At 63.2% G+C, this 16,772-nt stretch carries 13 protein-coding genes; 3 read left to right on the top strand and 10 right to left on the bottom strand.

The features are described 5' to 3' along the window. The first annotated feature begins 273 nt into the window (after positions 1-273). Complete coding sequence (locus tag KOM00_RS08455) at positions 274-1,770, top strand: sigma-54-dependent transcriptional regulator (protein WP_216498473.1); 1,497 nt, start codon at positions 274-276, stop codon at positions 1,768-1,770. 99 nt (positions 1,771-1,869) lie between these two features. Here the strand turns inward: KOM00_RS08455 and KOM00_RS08460 are convergent, their stop codons facing one another. Further along, the gene (locus KOM00_RS08460; RefSeq protein WP_216498474.1) at positions 1,870-2,838 is read right to left on the bottom strand and encodes a peptidylprolyl isomerase; all 969 of its coding nucleotides are present in this window, start codon (positions 2,836-2,838) and stop codon (positions 1,870-1,872) included. A 243-nt stretch (positions 2,839-3,081) separates the two neighbouring features. After that, entirely contained in the window at positions 3,082-3,528 is a 447-nt protein-coding gene (locus tag KOM00_RS08465; protein WP_236026833.1) for a hypothetical protein, read from the bottom strand. Between the two features lie 183 nt (positions 3,529-3,711). Here KOM00_RS08465 and KOM00_RS08470 point away from each other — a divergent pair, with 183 nt between their 5' ends. Both KOM00_RS08470 and KOM00_RS08475 read left to right on the top strand, forming a co-directional pair. After that, positions 3,712-3,876 (top strand): hypothetical protein, encoded by a 165-nt coding sequence (locus tag KOM00_RS08470; protein WP_216498475.1) that lies wholly within the window; start codon positions 3,712-3,714, stop codon positions 3,874-3,876. A gap of 135 nt (positions 3,877-4,011) precedes the next feature. Beyond that, positions 4,012-4,971 (top strand): CHAD domain-containing protein, encoded by a 960-nt coding sequence (locus KOM00_RS08475; protein WP_216498476.1) that lies wholly within the window; start codon positions 4,012-4,014, stop codon positions 4,969-4,971. Here KOM00_RS08475 and KOM00_RS08480 read toward each other — a convergent pair. From KOM00_RS08480 to KOM00_RS08515, 8 genes are all read right to left on the bottom strand, one after another. Beyond that, positions 4,916-5,854, bottom strand: coding sequence for a M28 family peptidase (locus KOM00_RS08480; protein ID WP_216498477.1), 939 nt, complete (start codon positions 5,852-5,854; stop codon positions 4,916-4,918). The two genes, KOM00_RS08475 and KOM00_RS08480, sit on opposite strands and share 56 nt — an antisense overlap. After that, positions 5,851-6,441, bottom strand: a complete 591-nt coding sequence (locus tag KOM00_RS08485; protein ID WP_216498478.1) for a DUF4124 domain-containing protein — start codon at positions 6,439-6,441, stop codon at positions 5,851-5,853. Before KOM00_RS08485 ends, KOM00_RS08480 begins: the two co-directional genes overlap by 4 nt. Before the next feature lie 199 nt (positions 6,442-6,640). Continuing rightward, entirely contained in the window at positions 6,641-10,225 is a 3,585-nt protein-coding gene (nifJ, locus tag KOM00_RS08490) for a pyruvate:ferredoxin (flavodoxin) oxidoreductase (protein WP_216498479.1), read from the bottom strand. A 59-nt stretch (positions 10,226-10,284) separates the two neighbouring features. Then, the gene (locus KOM00_RS08495) at positions 10,285-10,446 is read right to left on the bottom strand and encodes a DUF6290 family protein (RefSeq protein ID WP_216498480.1); all 162 of its coding nucleotides are present in this window, start codon (positions 10,444-10,446) and stop codon (positions 10,285-10,287) included. A 40-nt stretch (positions 10,447-10,486) separates the two neighbouring features. Further along, positions 10,487-11,359 carry a succinate--CoA ligase subunit alpha gene (gene sucD, locus KOM00_RS08500; protein WP_216498481.1) on the bottom strand — a complete coding sequence of 291 codons (873 nt, stop codon included), beginning with the start codon at positions 11,357-11,359 and terminating at the stop codon, positions 10,487-10,489. Positions 11,360-11,369: 10 nt separating this feature from the next. Then, complete coding sequence (gene sucC / locus KOM00_RS08505; RefSeq protein WP_216498482.1) at positions 11,370-12,539, bottom strand: ADP-forming succinate--CoA ligase subunit beta; 1,170 nt, start codon at positions 12,537-12,539, stop codon at positions 11,370-11,372. Positions 12,540-13,036: 497 nt separating this feature from the next. Then, positions 13,037-15,286 carry an NADP-dependent malic enzyme gene (locus KOM00_RS08510; protein WP_216498483.1) on the bottom strand — a complete coding sequence of 750 codons (2,250 nt, stop codon included), beginning with the start codon at positions 15,284-15,286 and terminating at the stop codon, positions 13,037-13,039. Between the two features lie 136 nt (positions 15,287-15,422). After that, positions 15,423-16,736 (bottom strand): dicarboxylate/amino acid:cation symporter, encoded by a 1,314-nt coding sequence (locus KOM00_RS08515; RefSeq protein ID WP_216498484.1) that lies wholly within the window; start codon positions 16,734-16,736, stop codon positions 15,423-15,425. Positions 16,737-16,772 lie beyond the last annotated feature (36 nt).

Here is a 16,772-nt window from a genome sequence, read left to right on the forward strand (position 1 = left end):
GACGACGCGGGGCAAATGCCGCAAAAGTGGGTGATATCACCCATCACCTGGGTGGGATCCGGGTTTCGGCCCGGGAAGGTCAGCCTCTGCTGTCGTCTGCAGGGATCACGTCACATGCGAAAAAAACGATACACAAATTATTAAATAAATGATAAAGTCCGGCCGCCTGCTGACCGGCATGGGGAGCCGTCCCCCCAACCCGACCGATACCGGTCTCAGCCCATCGAGAACCTGCGGACGCTCCCGCAGCAGGTCCAGGAAGGAACGTTCAACATGAGTAAAAACAGGATCTTGGTCGTCGACGATGAAAAGCTGATCTCCTGGTCCCTCGCCGCCAGCCTCAAAAAGGACGGTTACGAGGTGGACACGGCGGCTTCCGGTGCGGAGGCCGTGCAGAAATTCGAGAGTTTCAAACCGGATCTGGTCATGCTGGACATCTGCCTTCCCGACACCAGCGGTCTCGAGCTTTTGAAACGGTTCAAGGCGGCCAACGAGGACCTCTACGTCATCATGATCACCGCCTACGCCAACGCGGACTCCGCCGTGCAGGCGCTGCAGGACGGCGCGGAGGATTACTTTGGCAAGCCCTTCAACCTCGAGGCGGTCAAGCACGTGGTCGAGCGGGCCTTCGAGAAACGTCGGCTCAAGAAGGAGGTCGACTACTTCAGAAACGAGCTGCGCAGGAAGTCGGACCACGAGAAGATGGTGGGCAACAGCCCCAAGATGATCGAAGTCTTCAAGATGATCAAGATCTGCGCCGACGCCGATGCCAAGACGGTGCTCATCACCGGCGAGAGCGGGACCGGGAAGGAGCTGGTCGCCAAGGCGATCCACTACCACAGCGCGCGGGCCGACGCCCCCTTCATCGAGGTGAACTGCGCCTCCATCCCCGAAAACCTGTTGGAAAACGAGCTCTTCGGCCACGAGAAGGGGGCCTACACCGACGCCTCGCGCCGGCAGAAGGGTGTTTTCGAACTGGCCGAAGGGGGATCGGTGTTCCTGGACGAGATCGGGGACATGCCCTACCAGATGCAGGCCAAGATCCTGAAGGCGACCGAGACCAAGCGCTTCAGGAGACTCGGCGGCCAGGAAGACGTCGAGGCCAACGTCCGGATCATCACCGCGACCCACCAGGACCTCCCCCGGATGGTCAAGGAAGGGAAGTTCCGCGGCGACCTTTTCTTCAGGCTCAACGTGATGAACATCTGCCTCCCGAAGCTTCGGGAGCGCAAGGAGGACATCGAGTCGCTGGTGCAGTACTTCATCGAGACGCTCAACGAGGAGTACGGCAGGAGCATAACGCATGCGGCGCCGGACACACTGGAGTACCTGACCAGGTACGACTGGCCCGGCAACGTCCGCGAGCTGCGCAACTGCATCGAGCGCCTGATGATGCTGGAACAGGGGAAGGTGCTGACCCCGGAGTTCCTGAACCCGGAAATCAAACAGAGCAGGGTCGCGGCGCAGGACCCCGAATCCTCCGGGGTGATCAGCACCGACTTCGCCGGCGAGCACATCGTGCTTCCTTCCACCGGCATCTCCCTGGAAGAGTTGGAAAAAATGCTGATCCAGCTGGCTTTGAAGAAATCCGGCGGGAACCAGTCCAAGGCCGCCAAGTTCCTAAAGACCAGCAGGGACACCCTTCGTTACCGGATGAAGAAGTTCGGGCTTTCCGATTCGGGCAAGGAAGGGGAGAACGAGAATTTGGAGACGCCGGTCGCCGGCAGCGGCGTGCCCCACGCCTCCGCCGACGGCCTGAGGTGGGCCTGACCCCACCCGGCTCACCCCGCAGCGGCACCCCAGGCAAAGGCAAAAAAACGGCCCGAAGGGAAGCTCCCTTCGGGCCGTTCTGCGTCCGGGCTGCCCGGGCTAGACCTTCTCGACTTTCGCCTTGTGACGCAGCTCGGTCAGAAAGGCTGCCACCGCCTTGCGGGTCTGCTCCATCTTCAGGTACTGCACGATCTGGAACTTCACGTCCTCGAAGCGGTCGGTGGAGGGGGCGATCCGCTCCTGCAGCTTGATGATGTGATAGCCAAACTCCGTCTCCACCACCTTGCTGATCTCCCCGTTTTTCAGGGCGAAGGCCGCCTTCTCGAAGGGAGGGGTCATCTGCCCCTTGCCGAAGACGCCCAGCTCTCCCCCCTTGGTGCGGCTGGGGCAGGTCGACTCTGCCTTGGCAACAGCGGCGAAATCCTCCCCCCTTTGCACCCTCTTCAGCAGCGCTTCCGCCTTCTCACGCGCCTTTTTCTTCTCCTCGGCGCTCCCCTTCTGGTCCACGCTCACCAGGATGTGGCTGGCCCGCAGGCGCTCACCCTTTTGGAACAGTTTCGCCTTGTTGTCATCGTAGAATTTCCTGGCCTCGTCGTCGGAGCAGGTCGCCTTGGCCGAAAACCGCTGGTCCACGAAGTGGTTAACCACGATCTCCCTGCGCATCGACTCGCGCACCTCGGCCTCGGTCATCCCGGCTGCCCGCAGCGCCTTTTCGTATTCTTCCTTGGTGGGAAAGGCGGCCCGGTTTTTCTGGTATTGCTGCTCGACCAGCTGGTCCAGGTTCTTGATTTCCAGCTTTTTCCCTTCCTGGTAAAGAAGCTCCGCCGAGGTGAGCTGTTCCAGGGCGACGGCGGTCGCCTTCTTCATCTGTTCCGGCGGCAGGGCCTGGTTAACCCGGTTTTGCGCCAGGAGAGTCTTCACGGCACGGTCCAGCTCCGGCTTGGTGATCGCGGTTCCGTTCACCTTGACGACGGGGGCACCGCCGCCCCCCTTGTCAGAACAGGCAGGAAGCACGCACAGGGCCAGTACGGCCATTGTGGCCGGAATCCAATTCTTCAACGCAGACATGAAAATCTCCTTTTATGAAATGTACGCCTGAAACTGCTGTGAAAGAGCAAGAGCCGTACCCAGAAGGGACCGGAACCCGAGCCGGGCGCCTCGCCACGTTGCCGCACCGGGGGGATTCATGTAATGGCATGTAATTGCGATGGTTTGCCGGGTACCGGTTCTCCTTGAACGCGGCTGAGCCCGGGGTGCCGTGACGCTGCCCGGGAGGGGGTGGGGCATATCGCACACACGTGGGGAAAGCGGTCACCTTGCCTTAGTCGACATGCGCGGGAAGCTTTCGCGACGAAAAAGGCCGCACCTTGCGGCGCGGCCGAGCTGCTGCGGATCCCTAGCGTCCACTTCCTTCGGTGCTTCCAGCGCCTGTGCCTTGGCCGCTCCCCATGTTGCCGCTTGGGCCGCCCATGGCCGGGGTGCCGTAGTTAGGCTGGTGCCGGTGACGCCGGTCCGGGTGCTCCTCCTGGTCTGTTTTTTGGACTTCTTGCCGCTTTTCTTTCTTTTCTTCTTGGTCTTCTTCGTCTCCGGCTTGGCAGGTTCGGCGCTCCCCTGGTCGCTCTGGGTCCCGGTCGACATGCCGGTCCCCGGGCCGACAGAGGACCCCGTATCGGTTCCGGTCGTGTCTGCCGCCCAGACCATTCCAGCGAAGGATACGGCTACCAGTGTGGCTACGATGGTGGATAGCACTCTTTTCATAGTCAGCCTCCCGAATTTGGTAAACAACCGCCACACTATAGCACAACATTAATTTTTACCAATTGACAGTCGCTTTTTTCCGCTACCCATACACCCGGCGTTTTTTGACCATGGCCGCTTGACATATTATTCTAACATGGTTATAAATTTCTAATTCAATATCGCACAAAGGAGAGCGGCACGTTGAAAAAGATGAAACCCTTCGATCTGGCCCACGAACAGTACCAGCTGCTGATGGCGAAGTTCAAGACCACCAAGGACCTGCAGGAAAAGAACATCCTCTTCAGAAGGCTCACCAACCTTTTGGCTGTCATGGAATTCCTGATCTCCATCCACAAACCGCACTGAGCGGCGTTTCTCCATAGGGACGCATGCAGCGCCCGGTGGTATCAAGTGTGCGCGACCTTACAGCCTTGCCTTTGGACCGGCAGTGATATCCTTTATGCAATGATGCTATAATACTGTCAGTCCTGGTGAAGGCTTATGAGTATTCCCGCCCATAGCACCGCTTCCCTGCAACTCCGTCCGACACGCCTTTGGTTTGCCGCATCCTACCTGCTTGCCACGCTCCGCGAGGAATTCTTCGCCCACTGGCGCGGGGCAGCCCGTGGCTTCGACCTGGACGAGGTGCATGACCTGCGGGTGGCCTCGCGCCGACTGCGCGAGGGGCTTGCCCTTTTTGCCCCCCTGCTGCCGGGCAAGAAGGTGGCACGGCTGTCGCGCAGGGTGAAAAGGCTCACCACCCTGCTGGGAGAATTGCGCAACATCGATGAGGCGCTGCTCTTTTTCTCAGGGCTGGAACCGGAAGAGACGAGCGGCTGCCGCGCCGAGCGCGAGGAATTGCTGCGATCGCTATCAAAGGAGCGGGAGATCACCCGAGAGGGGCTGTCCGGGACGCTGGCGGGGGTCGGCGCGGGGAAACTGCAAAAGGAACTGGGCGGGTTGGCGAAGAGACTGAACCCGTTCCAAGAACGCGAAGCCCCCGGGTTCGACCCCTTCACCGAGGTCGGTCTCTTTGCCGAAGGGGCGTTTGCCGAGCGGGTCGAACTGGTCGAGGAACTCTTCCCGGCGGCGCTGCGCGAAGAGGACACGGTGGCACAGCACAGACTGCGCATCGCCTTCAAGAAGCTGCGCTACCGGCTGGAGATCCTGGCACCGCTTCTGGAGGACGGGGGGGAAGAGCTGCGCCGGCTCCTCAAGCGCTACCAGGACCTCCTGGGGAAACTGCACGACCTGGACGTCTTTGCGGAGATGGCAGAGCAGCGCTTAGCGCCGGGGACGGGACGGGACGAGCTGCTGCAGCTGCTGGCGGCCCACCGGGGCGCGCTCTTCGCCGGCTTTGCTCAGACGAGCCGGGAGCAGCCGCTCGAGCCCCTGACGAGGCGGGTCAGCTTGGAGCTGCGCCTTCCCCACCAGCCATCCCCAGCAGGAACGCGGCCGTAGCTTGGCAGACGCGCACGGCGAAGGCGAGGTTCAGGGTCTCCAAGGTGTCGCTTGGCTCGTGGTAGTGGGGATTGCGGAAGTTTGTGGTGTCGGTCAGCATGATGGCGGGGTAGCCGGCATCCCAAAAGGGAGCGTGATCGGATCTGCGGGTATCGGGCAGGAGTTCGCCGTTGTCCGGCACCACCAGGGGCACCACGGGGAGGGCGATATCGAAGCTGTCCGCGGCCAGCGCAAAGCGTGCCACCACCCCCTGCGCGAGCTCGTTGCCGATCACGGCGAGAAAATCACCGTTGGGCGGCACCTGCAGCGGCACTCCTGCCGGAGCGGCCTGGCGCACCGAGCCGCCGGCGAACGCCACCGATTCCAGCACCACCACGGCTTCAATTTCCCACCCCTGTTGCAGCGCGAAGGCGGCCAGGGCACGGCTCCCCCTGAGGCCGGTCCCGTGCTCGTCCCGGTCCGAATTCTCCTCAAGGTTCACCCCGACGAACTGCAGCGTCAGTTCCGGCCGCCACTCCTTGAACATCGTGGCCAGCTCCAGCAGCAGCGCGACGCCGCTTGCGTTGTCGTCCGCCCCCGGAGAACCGGCGACGGTATCGAAATGGGCCAGCACCAGGACCCGTTTTTCAGGGCGGCGCGTCCCCAGCCTGGTGGCGACCACGTTGTGATACTCCTGTCCGCCGTCGAAAAAACCGTGCAGGTCGACGGCGTACCCCAGTGCGCGCAGCGTGTCTTCCAGGTAGGAGCAGGCCCGCTGCAGGGCGGCGGGTGCCGCCACGGGATGCCGGACCCCCACGAGGAACTTCAGGTGTTGCTCGATCCGGTCCCTGGAGACTGCAGACAGCGACCTTCCTTTACCGGCGGCTCCAGGCGGGGAGCTCACTTCAGCGCCTCGAGTTCCCGCTCCAGCTGTTGCACCCGGGCATCGTCCTCGCGCACTTCCACCAACTTCTTGTAGTAGGCGGCACGGGCGGCGCTCGACGAAGACAAGGCGCGGTTCTTACTGACGTAGGGATTCTTCTCGTCGGTCGTCTTCCCCTCGGCAAGCTGTTTCTGGAATTCCTTGGCCTCGTCCGGGGTCGGGGTGCGTCCCTTGGTCACCATCCACTTGTGATGCAGCTTCTGCAGCTCCTGCTTTTTCCCCTCCAGGCCGCTTCGAGCCTGGGCGAGCTCGGCGGCAACACGCGCCCGCTGCGTGCTCTTGGCATCGGCAGCGGTTGCCGCGGCGGCAGCTTCCTTTGCTGCCGGGGGCACCGCCGGAGCTTCCGGCTTCGGCACGGTCGCCGCGGGCTTCGCGGCGCTCGCCGGATCGACCTCCCGGGCGCGCTTTAGGTACTTGTCCGGTATGCGGTCGGAGTCGTCGGTGAAGTGAACGGTTCCGGCATCGTCGCGCCACTGGTAGGTGCCGCCCAAGGCCAGCGCGGGCGCTGCAAGGAGAAAAACCGTGGCAACCATCGTCGTTCGTCGCATGTCCCCTCCGGGAATGGCAAAAAGGTGCAGTCCAAGGGTGAAGATAATATGCAAGTAGCCGCGTTTGTCAATTTTCTTTTGCCGCGTCTCATCTTTTCAGATCGCAGGGCAGCCGCTCCCGTAGAGCGTGGCGTCCCGGCAGACGCAAAAGGGCCGGGGAAAACCCCGGCCCTCTCTGTTGCCGCAGCATCGGTTGCCGTTACTGCTTTCCTTCCCCGCCGAAATCCAGAGCCGCCAGCTTCGTGTAGTAGTCGAAGCGGTCCGCGGCCCAGGCGCTCGCCTTCTGCATCAACTGCTCGGCCGCCTCGGGGTTCATCTTCCTGAGCACCTTGTAGCGGTTCTCGCCCCCCGCGTACTCCTCGAAGCTGGTCGTCGGGGCCTTGCTGTCCAGCTGCAGCGGGTTCCTCCCCTTTTCGGCCAGTGCCGGGTTGTAGCGGTACAGCGGCCAGTAGCCGGAGGAGACCGCCTTCCTCTGCTCGTCCACGCCGCGGGTCATGTCGATGCCGTGCGCGATGCAGTGCGAGTAGGCGATGATCAGCGAAGGTCCGTCGTGGGCCTCTGCCTCGATGAAGGCCTTGACCACCTGGCCGGGGTTCGCCAGGGATACGGACGCCACGTAGACGTGGCCATAGGCCATGGCCATCATGCCGAGGTCCTTCTTGGCCATGGACTTGCCGCCGGCGGCGAACTGCGCCACCGCGCCGATCGGGGTGGACTTGGAGGCCTGCCCGCCGGTGTTGGAGTAGACCTCGGTGTCCAGCACCAGGATGTTGACGTTCTTGCCGGAGGCGATGACGTGATCCAGGCCGCCGTAGCCGATGTCGTAGGCCCAGCCGTCGCCGCCCACGCACCAGACCGACTTCTGCACCAGGTAGTCCGCGATGGGAAGGAGCTGCGCCGCGGCCTCCTCGTCGCAGCCGGCAAGGGCTTCCTTGAGCCGGGCCACCCTCAGCCGCTGCGCCTCGATGGCGGCCTGCCCGGACTGCTCGGCGTCCAGGATCTCCCGCATCAGGGGGGCGATGGTCGTGCAGGAGACGCAGCCGCAGTCAAGAAGCTGCTCCAAAAGCTCCCGGGCCGCCTGGCTGAACTTGTCCACCGCGAGCCTCATGCCGTAGCCGAACTCAGCGTTGTCCTCGAAGAGCGAGTTGGACCAGGCCGGGCCGCGCCCGTCGGCCCGCTTCGCCCACGGCGTGGTGGGGAGGTTGCCGCCGTAGATCGAGGTGCAGCCGGTCGCGTTGGCGATGAGCGCCCTATCGCCGAAGAGCTGGGAGAGAAGCTTCAGGTACGGCGTTTCCCCGCAACCGGCGCAGGCGCCGGAATACTCGAACAGGGGGCGCACCAGCTGGCTGCCGCGCAGGGTGTCCAGCTTTACCACCGCCGGATCGAGGTCGGGAAGCCCCAGGAAGAAGTGGTAGTTGGCGGCCTCGGCCGCGCGTAAGGGGGGCTGGAACCGCATCTCCAGCGCCTTGTGCCCCGGGTTCTCCTTGTCCTTGGCCGGGCAGTTGTGGGCGCAGGCGCCGCAGCCGGTGCAGTCCTCGGGGGCGACCTGGAAGGTCACCTTGTGCTCCTTGAGCTCCGGCATCTTGGAGTCGGCGCACTTGAACCCTGCCGGCGCGCCGGCGAGTGCCTCGGCCGGGTAGGCTTTCACCCGGATGGCTGCGTGCGGGCAGACGAAGGAGCAGATGGCGCACTGGATGCAGAGCTTCTCGTCCCAGACCGGGATTTCCACCGCGATGTTGCGCTTCTCGTACTGCGAGGTCGCGGTCGGGAAGGTGCCGTCGATCGGCATGGCGGAGACCGGGAGGTCGTCGCCGAAGCCGGCTATGATGCGGCCGGTGACCTCCTTCACGAAGTGGGGAGCGCCCGCCCCTACCGGCGGCGGCATGGTGATGGTGCTGGAGGGTACCGCGGGGACGGCCACCTCGTGGATGTTCAAAAGCGCCTGGTCGACGGCGGCGTTGTTCATGGCCACCACCTTCTCGCCCGCCTTGCCGTAGCTCTTCTTGATGGCCCCCTTGATCTCGGCGATGGCGCTCTCAAGCGGAATGATGCCGGAGATCTTGAAGAAGGCGGTCTGCATGATCACGTTGATGCGGGCGCCCAGGCCGAGCTCCTCGGCGAGCTTGATGGCGTTGATGGTGTAGACCTTGAGCTTCTTGTCGATGATCTGCTTTTGCACCTCGACCGGCATCTTGTCCCAGACCTCGCTCTGCTCGAACGGGGAGCAAAGCAGGAAGGTGGCGCCAGGCTTCGCCTTGCCCAGCATGTCGTACTTCTCCAGGAAGGTGAAGTTGTGGCAGGCGACGAAGTCGGCGTTGTCGATCAGGTACGGCGCGTTGATCGGCTTCTTCCCGAAGCGCAGGTGCGAGGTGGTGATGGTCCCGGCCTTCTTGGAGTCGTAGACGAAATAGGCCTGGGCGAAGTTGTCGGTCGCCTCGCCGATGATCTTTATGGAGTTCTTGTTGGCCCCCACGGTGCCGTCGGAGCCAAGGCCGAAGAACATGGCCTCGTAGGTCCCCTCCATCCCGGTCCTGAAGGAGCTGTCGTAGTCGAGGCTCGCGCCGGTCACGTCGTCGTTGATGCCGACCGCGAAGTTGCTCCTGGGCTGCGCCTCGTTCAGGTTGTCGAACACCGCCTTGGCCATGGCAGGGGTGAACTCCTTGGAGCCCAGGCCGTAGCGCCCCCCGACGATGGTGGGGTAACCGACGAAGTTGCTGAAGCCGGCGGCCATCCCCTCGCCGATGGCGGTGCGCACGTCCAGGTAGAGCGGCTCGCCCAGCGCCCCCGGTTCCTTGGTGCGGTCGAGGACCGCGATCCTGCGTACCGAGGCGGGGAGCGCCTCGACGAAGGCCTTGAGCGGGAAGGGGCGGTACAGGTGGATCTTGACCACGCCCACCTTCTCGCCCCGCGCGTTCAGGGTCGCCACCGTTTCCTGCACGGTGTCCGCGCCGGAGCCCATGATCACGATGACCCGATCGGCGTCCGGCGCGCCGGCGTACTCGACCACGCTGTACGCGCGTCCGGTGAGCGCCGCGAACTTCTCCATCTCCTTCTCCACGATGTCGATGGTGGCCGGGTAGAAGCGGTTCACCGTCTCGCGCCCCTGGAAGTAGACATCCGGGTTCTGGGCGCTGCCGCGCAAGACCGGGCGGTCCGGGGTGAGGCAGCGGGCACGGTGCGCGTTGACCAGCTCGTTGTCGATCATGGCGCGCATGTCGTCTCGGGAGAGCGCCTCGACCTTCTGCACCTCGTGGGAGGTGCGGAAGCCGTCGAAGAAGTGCAGGAACGGGATCCGGGAGCGCAGGGTCGCCGCCTGGGCGATCAGGGCGAAGTCCATCACCTCCTGCACGTTGTTGGAGCAGAGCATGGCCCAGCCGGTGGCGCGGCAGGACATCACGTCCGAATGGTCGCCGAAGATGGACAAAGCCTGGGTGGCAAGCGCCCGGGCCGAGACGTGGAAGACGGTGGAGGTGAGCTCGCCGGCGATCTTGTACATGTTCGGGATCATCAGCAAGAGCCCCTGGCTCGCCGTGAAGGTCGTGGTGAGGGCGCCCGCCTGCAGTGCGCCGTGCACCGCGCCGGCGGCGCCGCCTTCGGACTGCAGCTCGGAGACCAGCGGTACCGTCCCCCATATATTCTTCTCACCCGCGGCGCTCTTCGCGTCGGAGATCTCCCCCATGACCGAGGAAGGGGTGATCGGGTAGATCGCGATGACCTCGTTGGTGGCGTGGGCCACGTGGGCGGCCGCGGTGTTGCCGTCGATGGTTACCATTTTTCTGCTCATGCTCTAGCTCCTCTTTACATAAATGCAGTGAAGTTCTGGTCCCGTCTCCCGAGCCGGCGCTACGGCGCGCCCTGCCAGGGAACCATGTCCTGCAGGGCCTCCCGCATCAGGTCGGACACCTTCATGTTCACTTCCTTGGAAATCTTCTCGATGGTCTCGCGCTCCTCGCGGCTCACCCGCACCGAGAGCACGTGGTAACGTGCGTTTTCTTTCTTTTTCATGACGATCTCCGCCGCCACCTCGCGGTGGCGCCCTTTCTCGCTACGGTGTGTAGACCTTGAGCAGCGCCTGCGCCATCTCGGCCGGGGTCGCCGCGACGCTGATGCCGCACTCCTTAAGGACCGCCACCTTCCCGGTCGCGGTCCCCTTGCCGCCGGAGATGATCGCGCCGGCGTGCCCCATCCGCTTGCCCGGGGGGGCGGTGACCCCGGCGATGTAGGCCGCCACGGGCTTCGACATGTTCTCCTTGACGAAGCGGGCCGCCTCCTCCTCGGCGCTGCCGCCGATCTCCCCGATCATGATCACCGCCTCCGTGTCCGGGTCCTCCTGAAACAGGCGCAGGCAGTCGATGTGGCTGGTGCCGTTGACCGGGTCGCCGCCGATCCCAACGCAGGTAGACTGCCCGAGGCCGATGCTGGTCAGCTGCCAGACCGCCTCGTAGGTGAGCGTGCCGGAACGGGAAACGACGCCGATCTTGCCGGGCTTGTGGATGTAGCCGGGCATGATGCCGATCTTGCACTCGCCGGGGGTGATCACGCCGGGGCAGTTGGGGCCAACCAGCCGGGTCTTCTTGCCCACCAGGTACTGCTTCACCTTCACCATGTCCAGGACCGGGATCCCCTCGGTGATGCAGCAGACCAGCTCGACGCCTGCGTCCACCGCCTCCATGATGGAGTCGGCGGCGAACGGCGGCGGGACGTAGATGACGCTCGCGGTGGCGCCGGTCTCGTGCACCGCCTCGGCGACCGTGTCGAACACCGGGAAGCCGTCGATCACCGTCCCCCCCTTGCCCGGGGTGACCCCACCCACCATCTGCGTGCCGTACTCGCGGGCGCCCTGCGCGTGGAACAGGCCGGTCGCGCCGGTGATCCCCTGCGTGATGACCCTGGTGTCCTTGCCGATCAATATGCTCATGGCGTCCCTCCTAGGCGGCGGCCGCGACGGCGGCCACGATTTTCTGCGCACCGTCGGCCATGCCGTCGGCGGCTACTATGTTGAGGCCGCTCTCGGCCAGAAGCTTCTTGCCCAGCTCCACGTTGGTCCCCTCCAGGCGCACCACCAGCGGCACCTGGATCCCCACCTGGCGCGCCGCCTCGATGACGCCGGTCGCGATCACATCGCACTTCATGATGCCGCCGAAGATGTTGACCAGGATCCCCTTCACGTTCTTGTCCGAGAGGATGATCTTGAACGCCTCGGTGACGCGCTCGATGGTGGCCCCGCCTCCGACGTCCAGGAAGTTGGCCGGGTCGCCGCCGTAATGCTTGATGATGTCCATGGTGGCCATGGCGAGACCGGCGCCGTTCACCAGGCAGCCGATGTTGCCGCTAAGCGAGATGTAGGAGAGGTCGTGCTGGGAGGCCTCGATCTCGTTGGGGTCCTCCTCGTCGAAGTCGCGCATGTCGCCGATCTGCAGGTGCCGGAAGAGGGCATTGTCATCGAAGCCGAACTTGGCGTCCAGGGCGATCAGCTCCCCCTCCGCGGTGACCACCAGCGGGTTGATCTCCAGCAGCGAACAGTCGCAGGCGATGAAGGTGGCGTAGAGGTTGGTGAGTACCTTGACCGCCTTGCCGGTCAGCTTCCCCTTCAATCCCAGGCTGAAGGCGATCTTGCGGCACTGGAACTGGGTGAGCCCGACCAGGGGATCGACCGCCTCGGTGACGATCTTTTCCGGAGTGTTGGCCGCCACCTCCTCGATGTCCATCCCCCCTTCGGTGGAGGCCATCACGGTGACGCGGGAGCTGCCGCGGTCCACCAGAAAGCTCACGTAGAGCTCGTTGGCGATGTTGCAGCCGTTCTCGACCAGCACCCGGTGCACCACCTTCCCTTCCGGGCCGGTCTGGTGCGTGCGCAGGGTCATCCCCAGCATGTCGCGGGCGATCATCTGCACCTCGCTGGAGGTCCGCGCCAGCTTGACGCCGCCACCCTTGCCGCGTCCGCCTGCGTGGATCTGCGCCTTCACCACCCAAGGGCCCTCGCCCAGGCGCTTGGCCCATTCCCTGGCGCTCGCGCCGTTGTAGCAGACGTGGCCGTCGGGAACCGGCACGCCGAATTTCCTCAAGATCGCTTTGGCCTGGTACTCGTGGACGTTCATACTCCCTCCTTAAAGCCTCTGTTTTAGCAAACCTGCCAAGGGTACAACATTAATCGATTCTTGTTTTATTTTGACCAAAAAACGGGGGTCAACGTCGCACCACACTCATATACTCCCCTGACAAAAATTTAGCAAACACTTTTATAATGCGTCGGTAAAAAAATTGGTAAGACCAAGATTGCGACCAGGATCCGAGACACATCCCTGCCATCCGCCTTCTGCAATTCAATCGAACGAATGTTTGAATTATCGGTATTTACAGGCAAATACAAGGACTAGCATAAGGGGCGAAGGGACGGGAGCGCGATCCTAGAACAGAGCCGGCAACGTTATTTGGTTACATTGTAATACAGCGACATTCACCACCAACTGAGGGGACAAACGTTCACGCGCGAAAATAAAACACAGCGTAAACATCTCATGGTCCCGACACAAAAAAATCCCCCACTCCTCGCCTGAACGGGAGGAATGGGGGACCAGGACACGCGGTCCCGCGGCTAGGGATTCTGGGCGTCCACAACGGCAATGGCGGCCATGTTCACGATGTCGTTCACGTCGTCACCGCGCTGCAGCACGTGCACCGGCTTGTTCATCCCCATGAGGATGGGGCCGATGGACTCGGCGCCGCCCAGGCGGCGCAAGAGCTTGTAGCAGATGTTGCCTGAGTTGAGGTCCGGGAAGATCAGCACGTTGGCCGGGGTCTTAAGCTTCGAGAAGGTGAAGCCGTCCAGAAGCTCGGGAACCACGGCGGTGTCCGCCTGCATCTCACCCTCCACGACCAGGTGCGGCGCACGCTCCTTGACCAGTTCCGCTGCGCGCTTCACCTTGTTGGCCTGCGGATGGTCCACCGAACCGAAGTTGGAGAAGGAGAGCATGGCGATCCTCGGCTCGATGTCGAGCATGGCGACCTTCTCCGCGGCGAGGATGGCGGTCTCGGCCAGCTCCTCCGCGGTCGGATCGATGGTCACCGTGGTATCGGCCAGGAAGTAGACCCCCTTCTTGAACACCATCATGTACAGGCCGTGCACGCTGGAAAGCCCGGCCTGCTTGCCGAGCACCTCGAGGGCCGGGCGGATCGTCTCCGGGTAGTGGGTGTCGATACCTCCCAAAAGCGCGTCCGCGTGCCCCTTGTGCACCATCATGGTGCCGAAGTGGGTCCTCGATTTTCTGCGCATGATGCGGCTACTCTCGGAACTGGTGATACCCTTCCTCTGCCGCAGCCGGTAGAGTTCCTCGGCGTACTCCTCGGTGAACTCCGACTCGGTCGGGTCGACGATGGGGACCTCCAGGTCGAGGTTCAGATCGTCCATCTTCTGCTGGATCTTCTTGCGGTCACCCACCAGAATCGGCTGGGCGATACCCTCCTCGACCAGGATCTGGGTCGCGCGCAGGATCTTCTCGTTGTCACCCTCGGGGAAGACCACCTTCTTGGGGTCGCTCTTCGCCTTGTTGATGACCATGCGCATGATCTCCTTGGAGCGCCCCTGCGAACACTCCAACTGCTCGATGTACTTCGCCATGTCCTCGATGGGCTGGCGTGCCACGCCGGTGTCCATGGCGGCCTGGGCGATGGCCGGCGCCACGTGCAACAGGACCCGCGGGTCGAACGGCTTGGGGATGATGTAGTTCGGCCCGAAGGAGAACTTCTCGTTGCCGTAGGCCTTGGAGACCGAGTCGGGTACCTCCTCCTGGGCGAGCCGCGCCAGCGCGTGCACCGCGGCAAGCTTCATCTCCTCGTTGATCGCGGTGGCCCGCACGTCCAGCGCGCCGCGGAAGATGAAGGGGAAGCCGAGCACGTTGTTCACCTGGTTCGGATAGTCGGAACGGCCGGTGGCGATGATCACGTCGCCGCGCACCGCGTGCGCCTCCTCCGGGGTGATCTCCGGGTCGGGGTTGGCCATGGCGAAGATGATCGGGTTGGGCGCCATGCTCCGGATCATCTCCGTCGTGAAGGCCCCTTTCACCGAGAGGCCGAAGAGGACGTCGGCGCCGTTGGCTGCCTCCTCCAGGGTGCGAAACGGTGTGTCGGCGGCGAAGAGCTCCTTGTAAGGGTTCATCCCCTCGACTCTTCCCTTGTAGATGACCCCCTTGGTGTCGCACATGATCATGTTGTTCGGCTTGACACCCAGGGCGATGGCGAGCTTCGCGCAGGAGTTGGCCGAGGCGCCGGCGCCGTTCACCACGATCCTGATGTCCCCGATCTTCTTGCCGGTAAGCTGCAGCGCGTTCAAAAGGGCCGCCGAGGAGATGATGGCGGTGCCGTGCTGGTCGTCGTGGAAGACCGGGATGTTCATGGTCTTTTTGAGCTCTTCCTCGATGTAGAAGCACTCGGGGGCCTTGATGTCCTCGAGGTTGATGCCGCCGAAGGTCGGCTCCAGGAGCTGGCAGGCCTTGATGATCTCGTCCGGGTTCTCGGTGTTGAGCTCGATGTCGAAGACGTCGATGTCGGCGAAGCGCTTGAAGAGGATCCCTTTCCCCTCCATGACCGGCTTGCCGGCCAGCGCCCCCAGGTTGCCCAGGCCAAGGACCGCGGTGCCGTTGGAAACGACGGCCACCAGGTTCCCCTTGGCGGTGTACTTGTAGGCGTCATCCGGGTTCTGCTGGATGGCGAGGCAGGGCTCGGCGACCCCCGGAGAGTAGGCAAGCGACAGGTCTGCCGCGGTCTGGCACGGTTTGGTGGCGACGACTTCGATCTTCCCTTTCCTGCCGTTTGAGTGGTAGTCGAGGGCTCCCAGTTTCTTACTCATCTATGCATTCCTCCTCGTTCAGCCATTTTTTGGTTCAAAAAAAGAGGGCAGCAGCAACAATGGTGCTAGCCCTCTCTCGAGAAGCCCCTCTCGGGGCGAAAATGAAGGGGACGGCCCGGCCGCCCCCGTGAAAACGCTATGCCTCTTCCGGCTCCGGCTCCAAGAGCCCCATCTCGGGCTCCTCCTCGATCTCCTGGTGGTTCAGCACGCGGGACATACGCTCCATGTCGAGCTCGTTCTCCCAGCGGGATACCACCACGGTGGCAACACCGTTGCCCACCAGGTTGGTGAGGGCGCGCGCCTCGGACATGAAGCGGTCGATCCCAAGGATCAGGGCCAGTCCCGCCACCGGGATGGTCGGGATGGCGGCGAAGGTCGCGGCCAGCGTCACGAAGCCGCTGCCGGTGACGCCTGCGGCACCCTTGGAGGTGAGCATCAGCACGCCAAGGATGGTCAGGGTCTGGGTCATGGTGAGCGGGGTGTTGGTGGCCTGCGCCACGAAGATGGCGGCCATGGTCAGGTAAATGGAGGTGCCGTCCAGGTTGAAGGAGTAGCCGGTCGGGATGACCAGGCCGACGACGGACTTGGTGCAGCCGAGGTTCTCGAGCTTCGCCATCATGCGCGGCAGCGCCGATTCGGAGGAGGAGGTTCCCAGTACGATCAGGAGCTCTTCCTTGATGTAGGAGATGAACTTGAAGATGTTGAAGCCGCAGATCTTGCCGATGGTGCCGAGCACCACGAAGATGAACAAGAGGCAGGTGAGGTAGAAGCTACCCATCAGCATCCCCAGCTTCGCCAGCGAGCCCAGGCCGAACTTGCCGATGGTGAAGGCCATGGCCCCGAACGCACCGATGGGGGCGAACTTCATGATCAGGTTGACCACCCCGAACAGGGCGTGGGAGACGTCATCGATGAACTTGTAGATCGGCTTTCCCTTCTCGCCGAGCGCGGAAAGGGCCAGGCCGAAGAAGATGGCGAAGAAGAGCACCTGGAGGATCTCCCCCTTGGCGAAGGCGTCGACCACGCTGTTGGGGATGATGCTCAGGGCGAAATCTGCGAAGCTGTGCGACTTGGCCGCGGTAGCGGTGTAGGTGGCGAGCCCTTTCGTATCCAGCTTGGTGACGTCGGCGTTCATGCCCACACCGGGCTGGATCACATTGATCACCAAAAGGCCGATGCCGAGCGCCACGGTCGAGACCACTTCGAAGTAGAGCAGCGCCTTGCCTCCCACGCGTCCCACCTTCTTCATATCGTCCATGCCGGCGATGCCGGTTACCACGGTACAGAAGATAACCGGGGTGATGATCATCTTGATCATCTTGATGAAGCCGTCGCCCAAAGGCTTCATGGCCGCTCCGGTGTCAGGCAGGTAGTAGCCAAGCGCGACACCGATGGATATCGCCAGCAGCACCTGGAAGTACAGAACCTGGTAGAACTTCTTCGTTTTCATGGTCTCTCCTTTTGATTGGCTCTCGTGAACCTGGAT

The organism is Geomonas diazotrophica, assembly GCF_018919385.1.
GTDB classification, from domain to species: Bacteria; Desulfobacterota; Desulfuromonadia; order Geobacterales; family Geobacteraceae; genus Geomonas; species Geomonas diazotrophica.

What these genes read in the sequence shown, in the direction of transcription:
- KOM00_RS08455 (WP_216498473.1), top strand. Translation starts at nt 274, where the DNA reads ATGAGTAAAAACAGGATCTTGGTCGTCGACGATGAAAAGCTGATCTCC.
- KOM00_RS08460 (WP_216498474.1), bottom strand. Translation starts at nt 2,838, where the DNA reads ATGTCTGCGTTGAAGAATTGGATTCCGGCCACAATGGCCGTACTGGCC.
- KOM00_RS08465 (WP_236026833.1), bottom strand. Translation starts at nt 3,528, where the DNA reads ATGAAAAGAGTGCTATCCACCATCGTAGCCACACTGGTAGCCGTATCC.
- KOM00_RS08475 (WP_216498476.1), top strand. Translation starts at nt 4,012, where the DNA reads ATGAGTATTCCCGCCCATAGCACCGCTTCCCTGCAACTCCGTCCGACA.
- KOM00_RS08485 (WP_216498478.1), bottom strand. Translation starts at nt 6,441, where the DNA reads ATGCGACGAACGACGATGGTTGCCACGGTTTTTCTCCTTGCAGCGCCC.
- nifJ (WP_216498479.1), bottom strand. Translation starts at nt 10,225, where the DNA reads ATGAGCAGAAAAATGGTAACCATCGACGGCAACACCGCGGCCGCCCAC.
- KOM00_RS08495 (WP_216498480.1), bottom strand. Translation starts at nt 10,446, where the DNA reads ATGAAAAAGAAAGAAAACGCACGTTACCACGTGCTCTCGGTGCGGGTG.
- sucD (WP_216498481.1), bottom strand. Translation starts at nt 11,359, where the DNA reads ATGAGCATATTGATCGGCAAGGACACCAGGGTCATCACGCAGGGGATC.
- sucC (WP_216498482.1), bottom strand. Translation starts at nt 12,539, where the DNA reads ATGAACGTCCACGAGTACCAGGCCAAAGCGATCTTGAGGAAATTCGGC.
- KOM00_RS08510 (WP_216498483.1), bottom strand. Translation starts at nt 15,286, where the DNA reads ATGAGTAAGAAACTGGGAGCCCTCGACTACCACTCAAACGGCAGGAAA.
- KOM00_RS08515 (WP_216498484.1), bottom strand. Translation starts at nt 16,736, where the DNA reads ATGAAAACGAAGAAGTTCTACCAGGTTCTGTACTTCCAGGTGCTGCTG.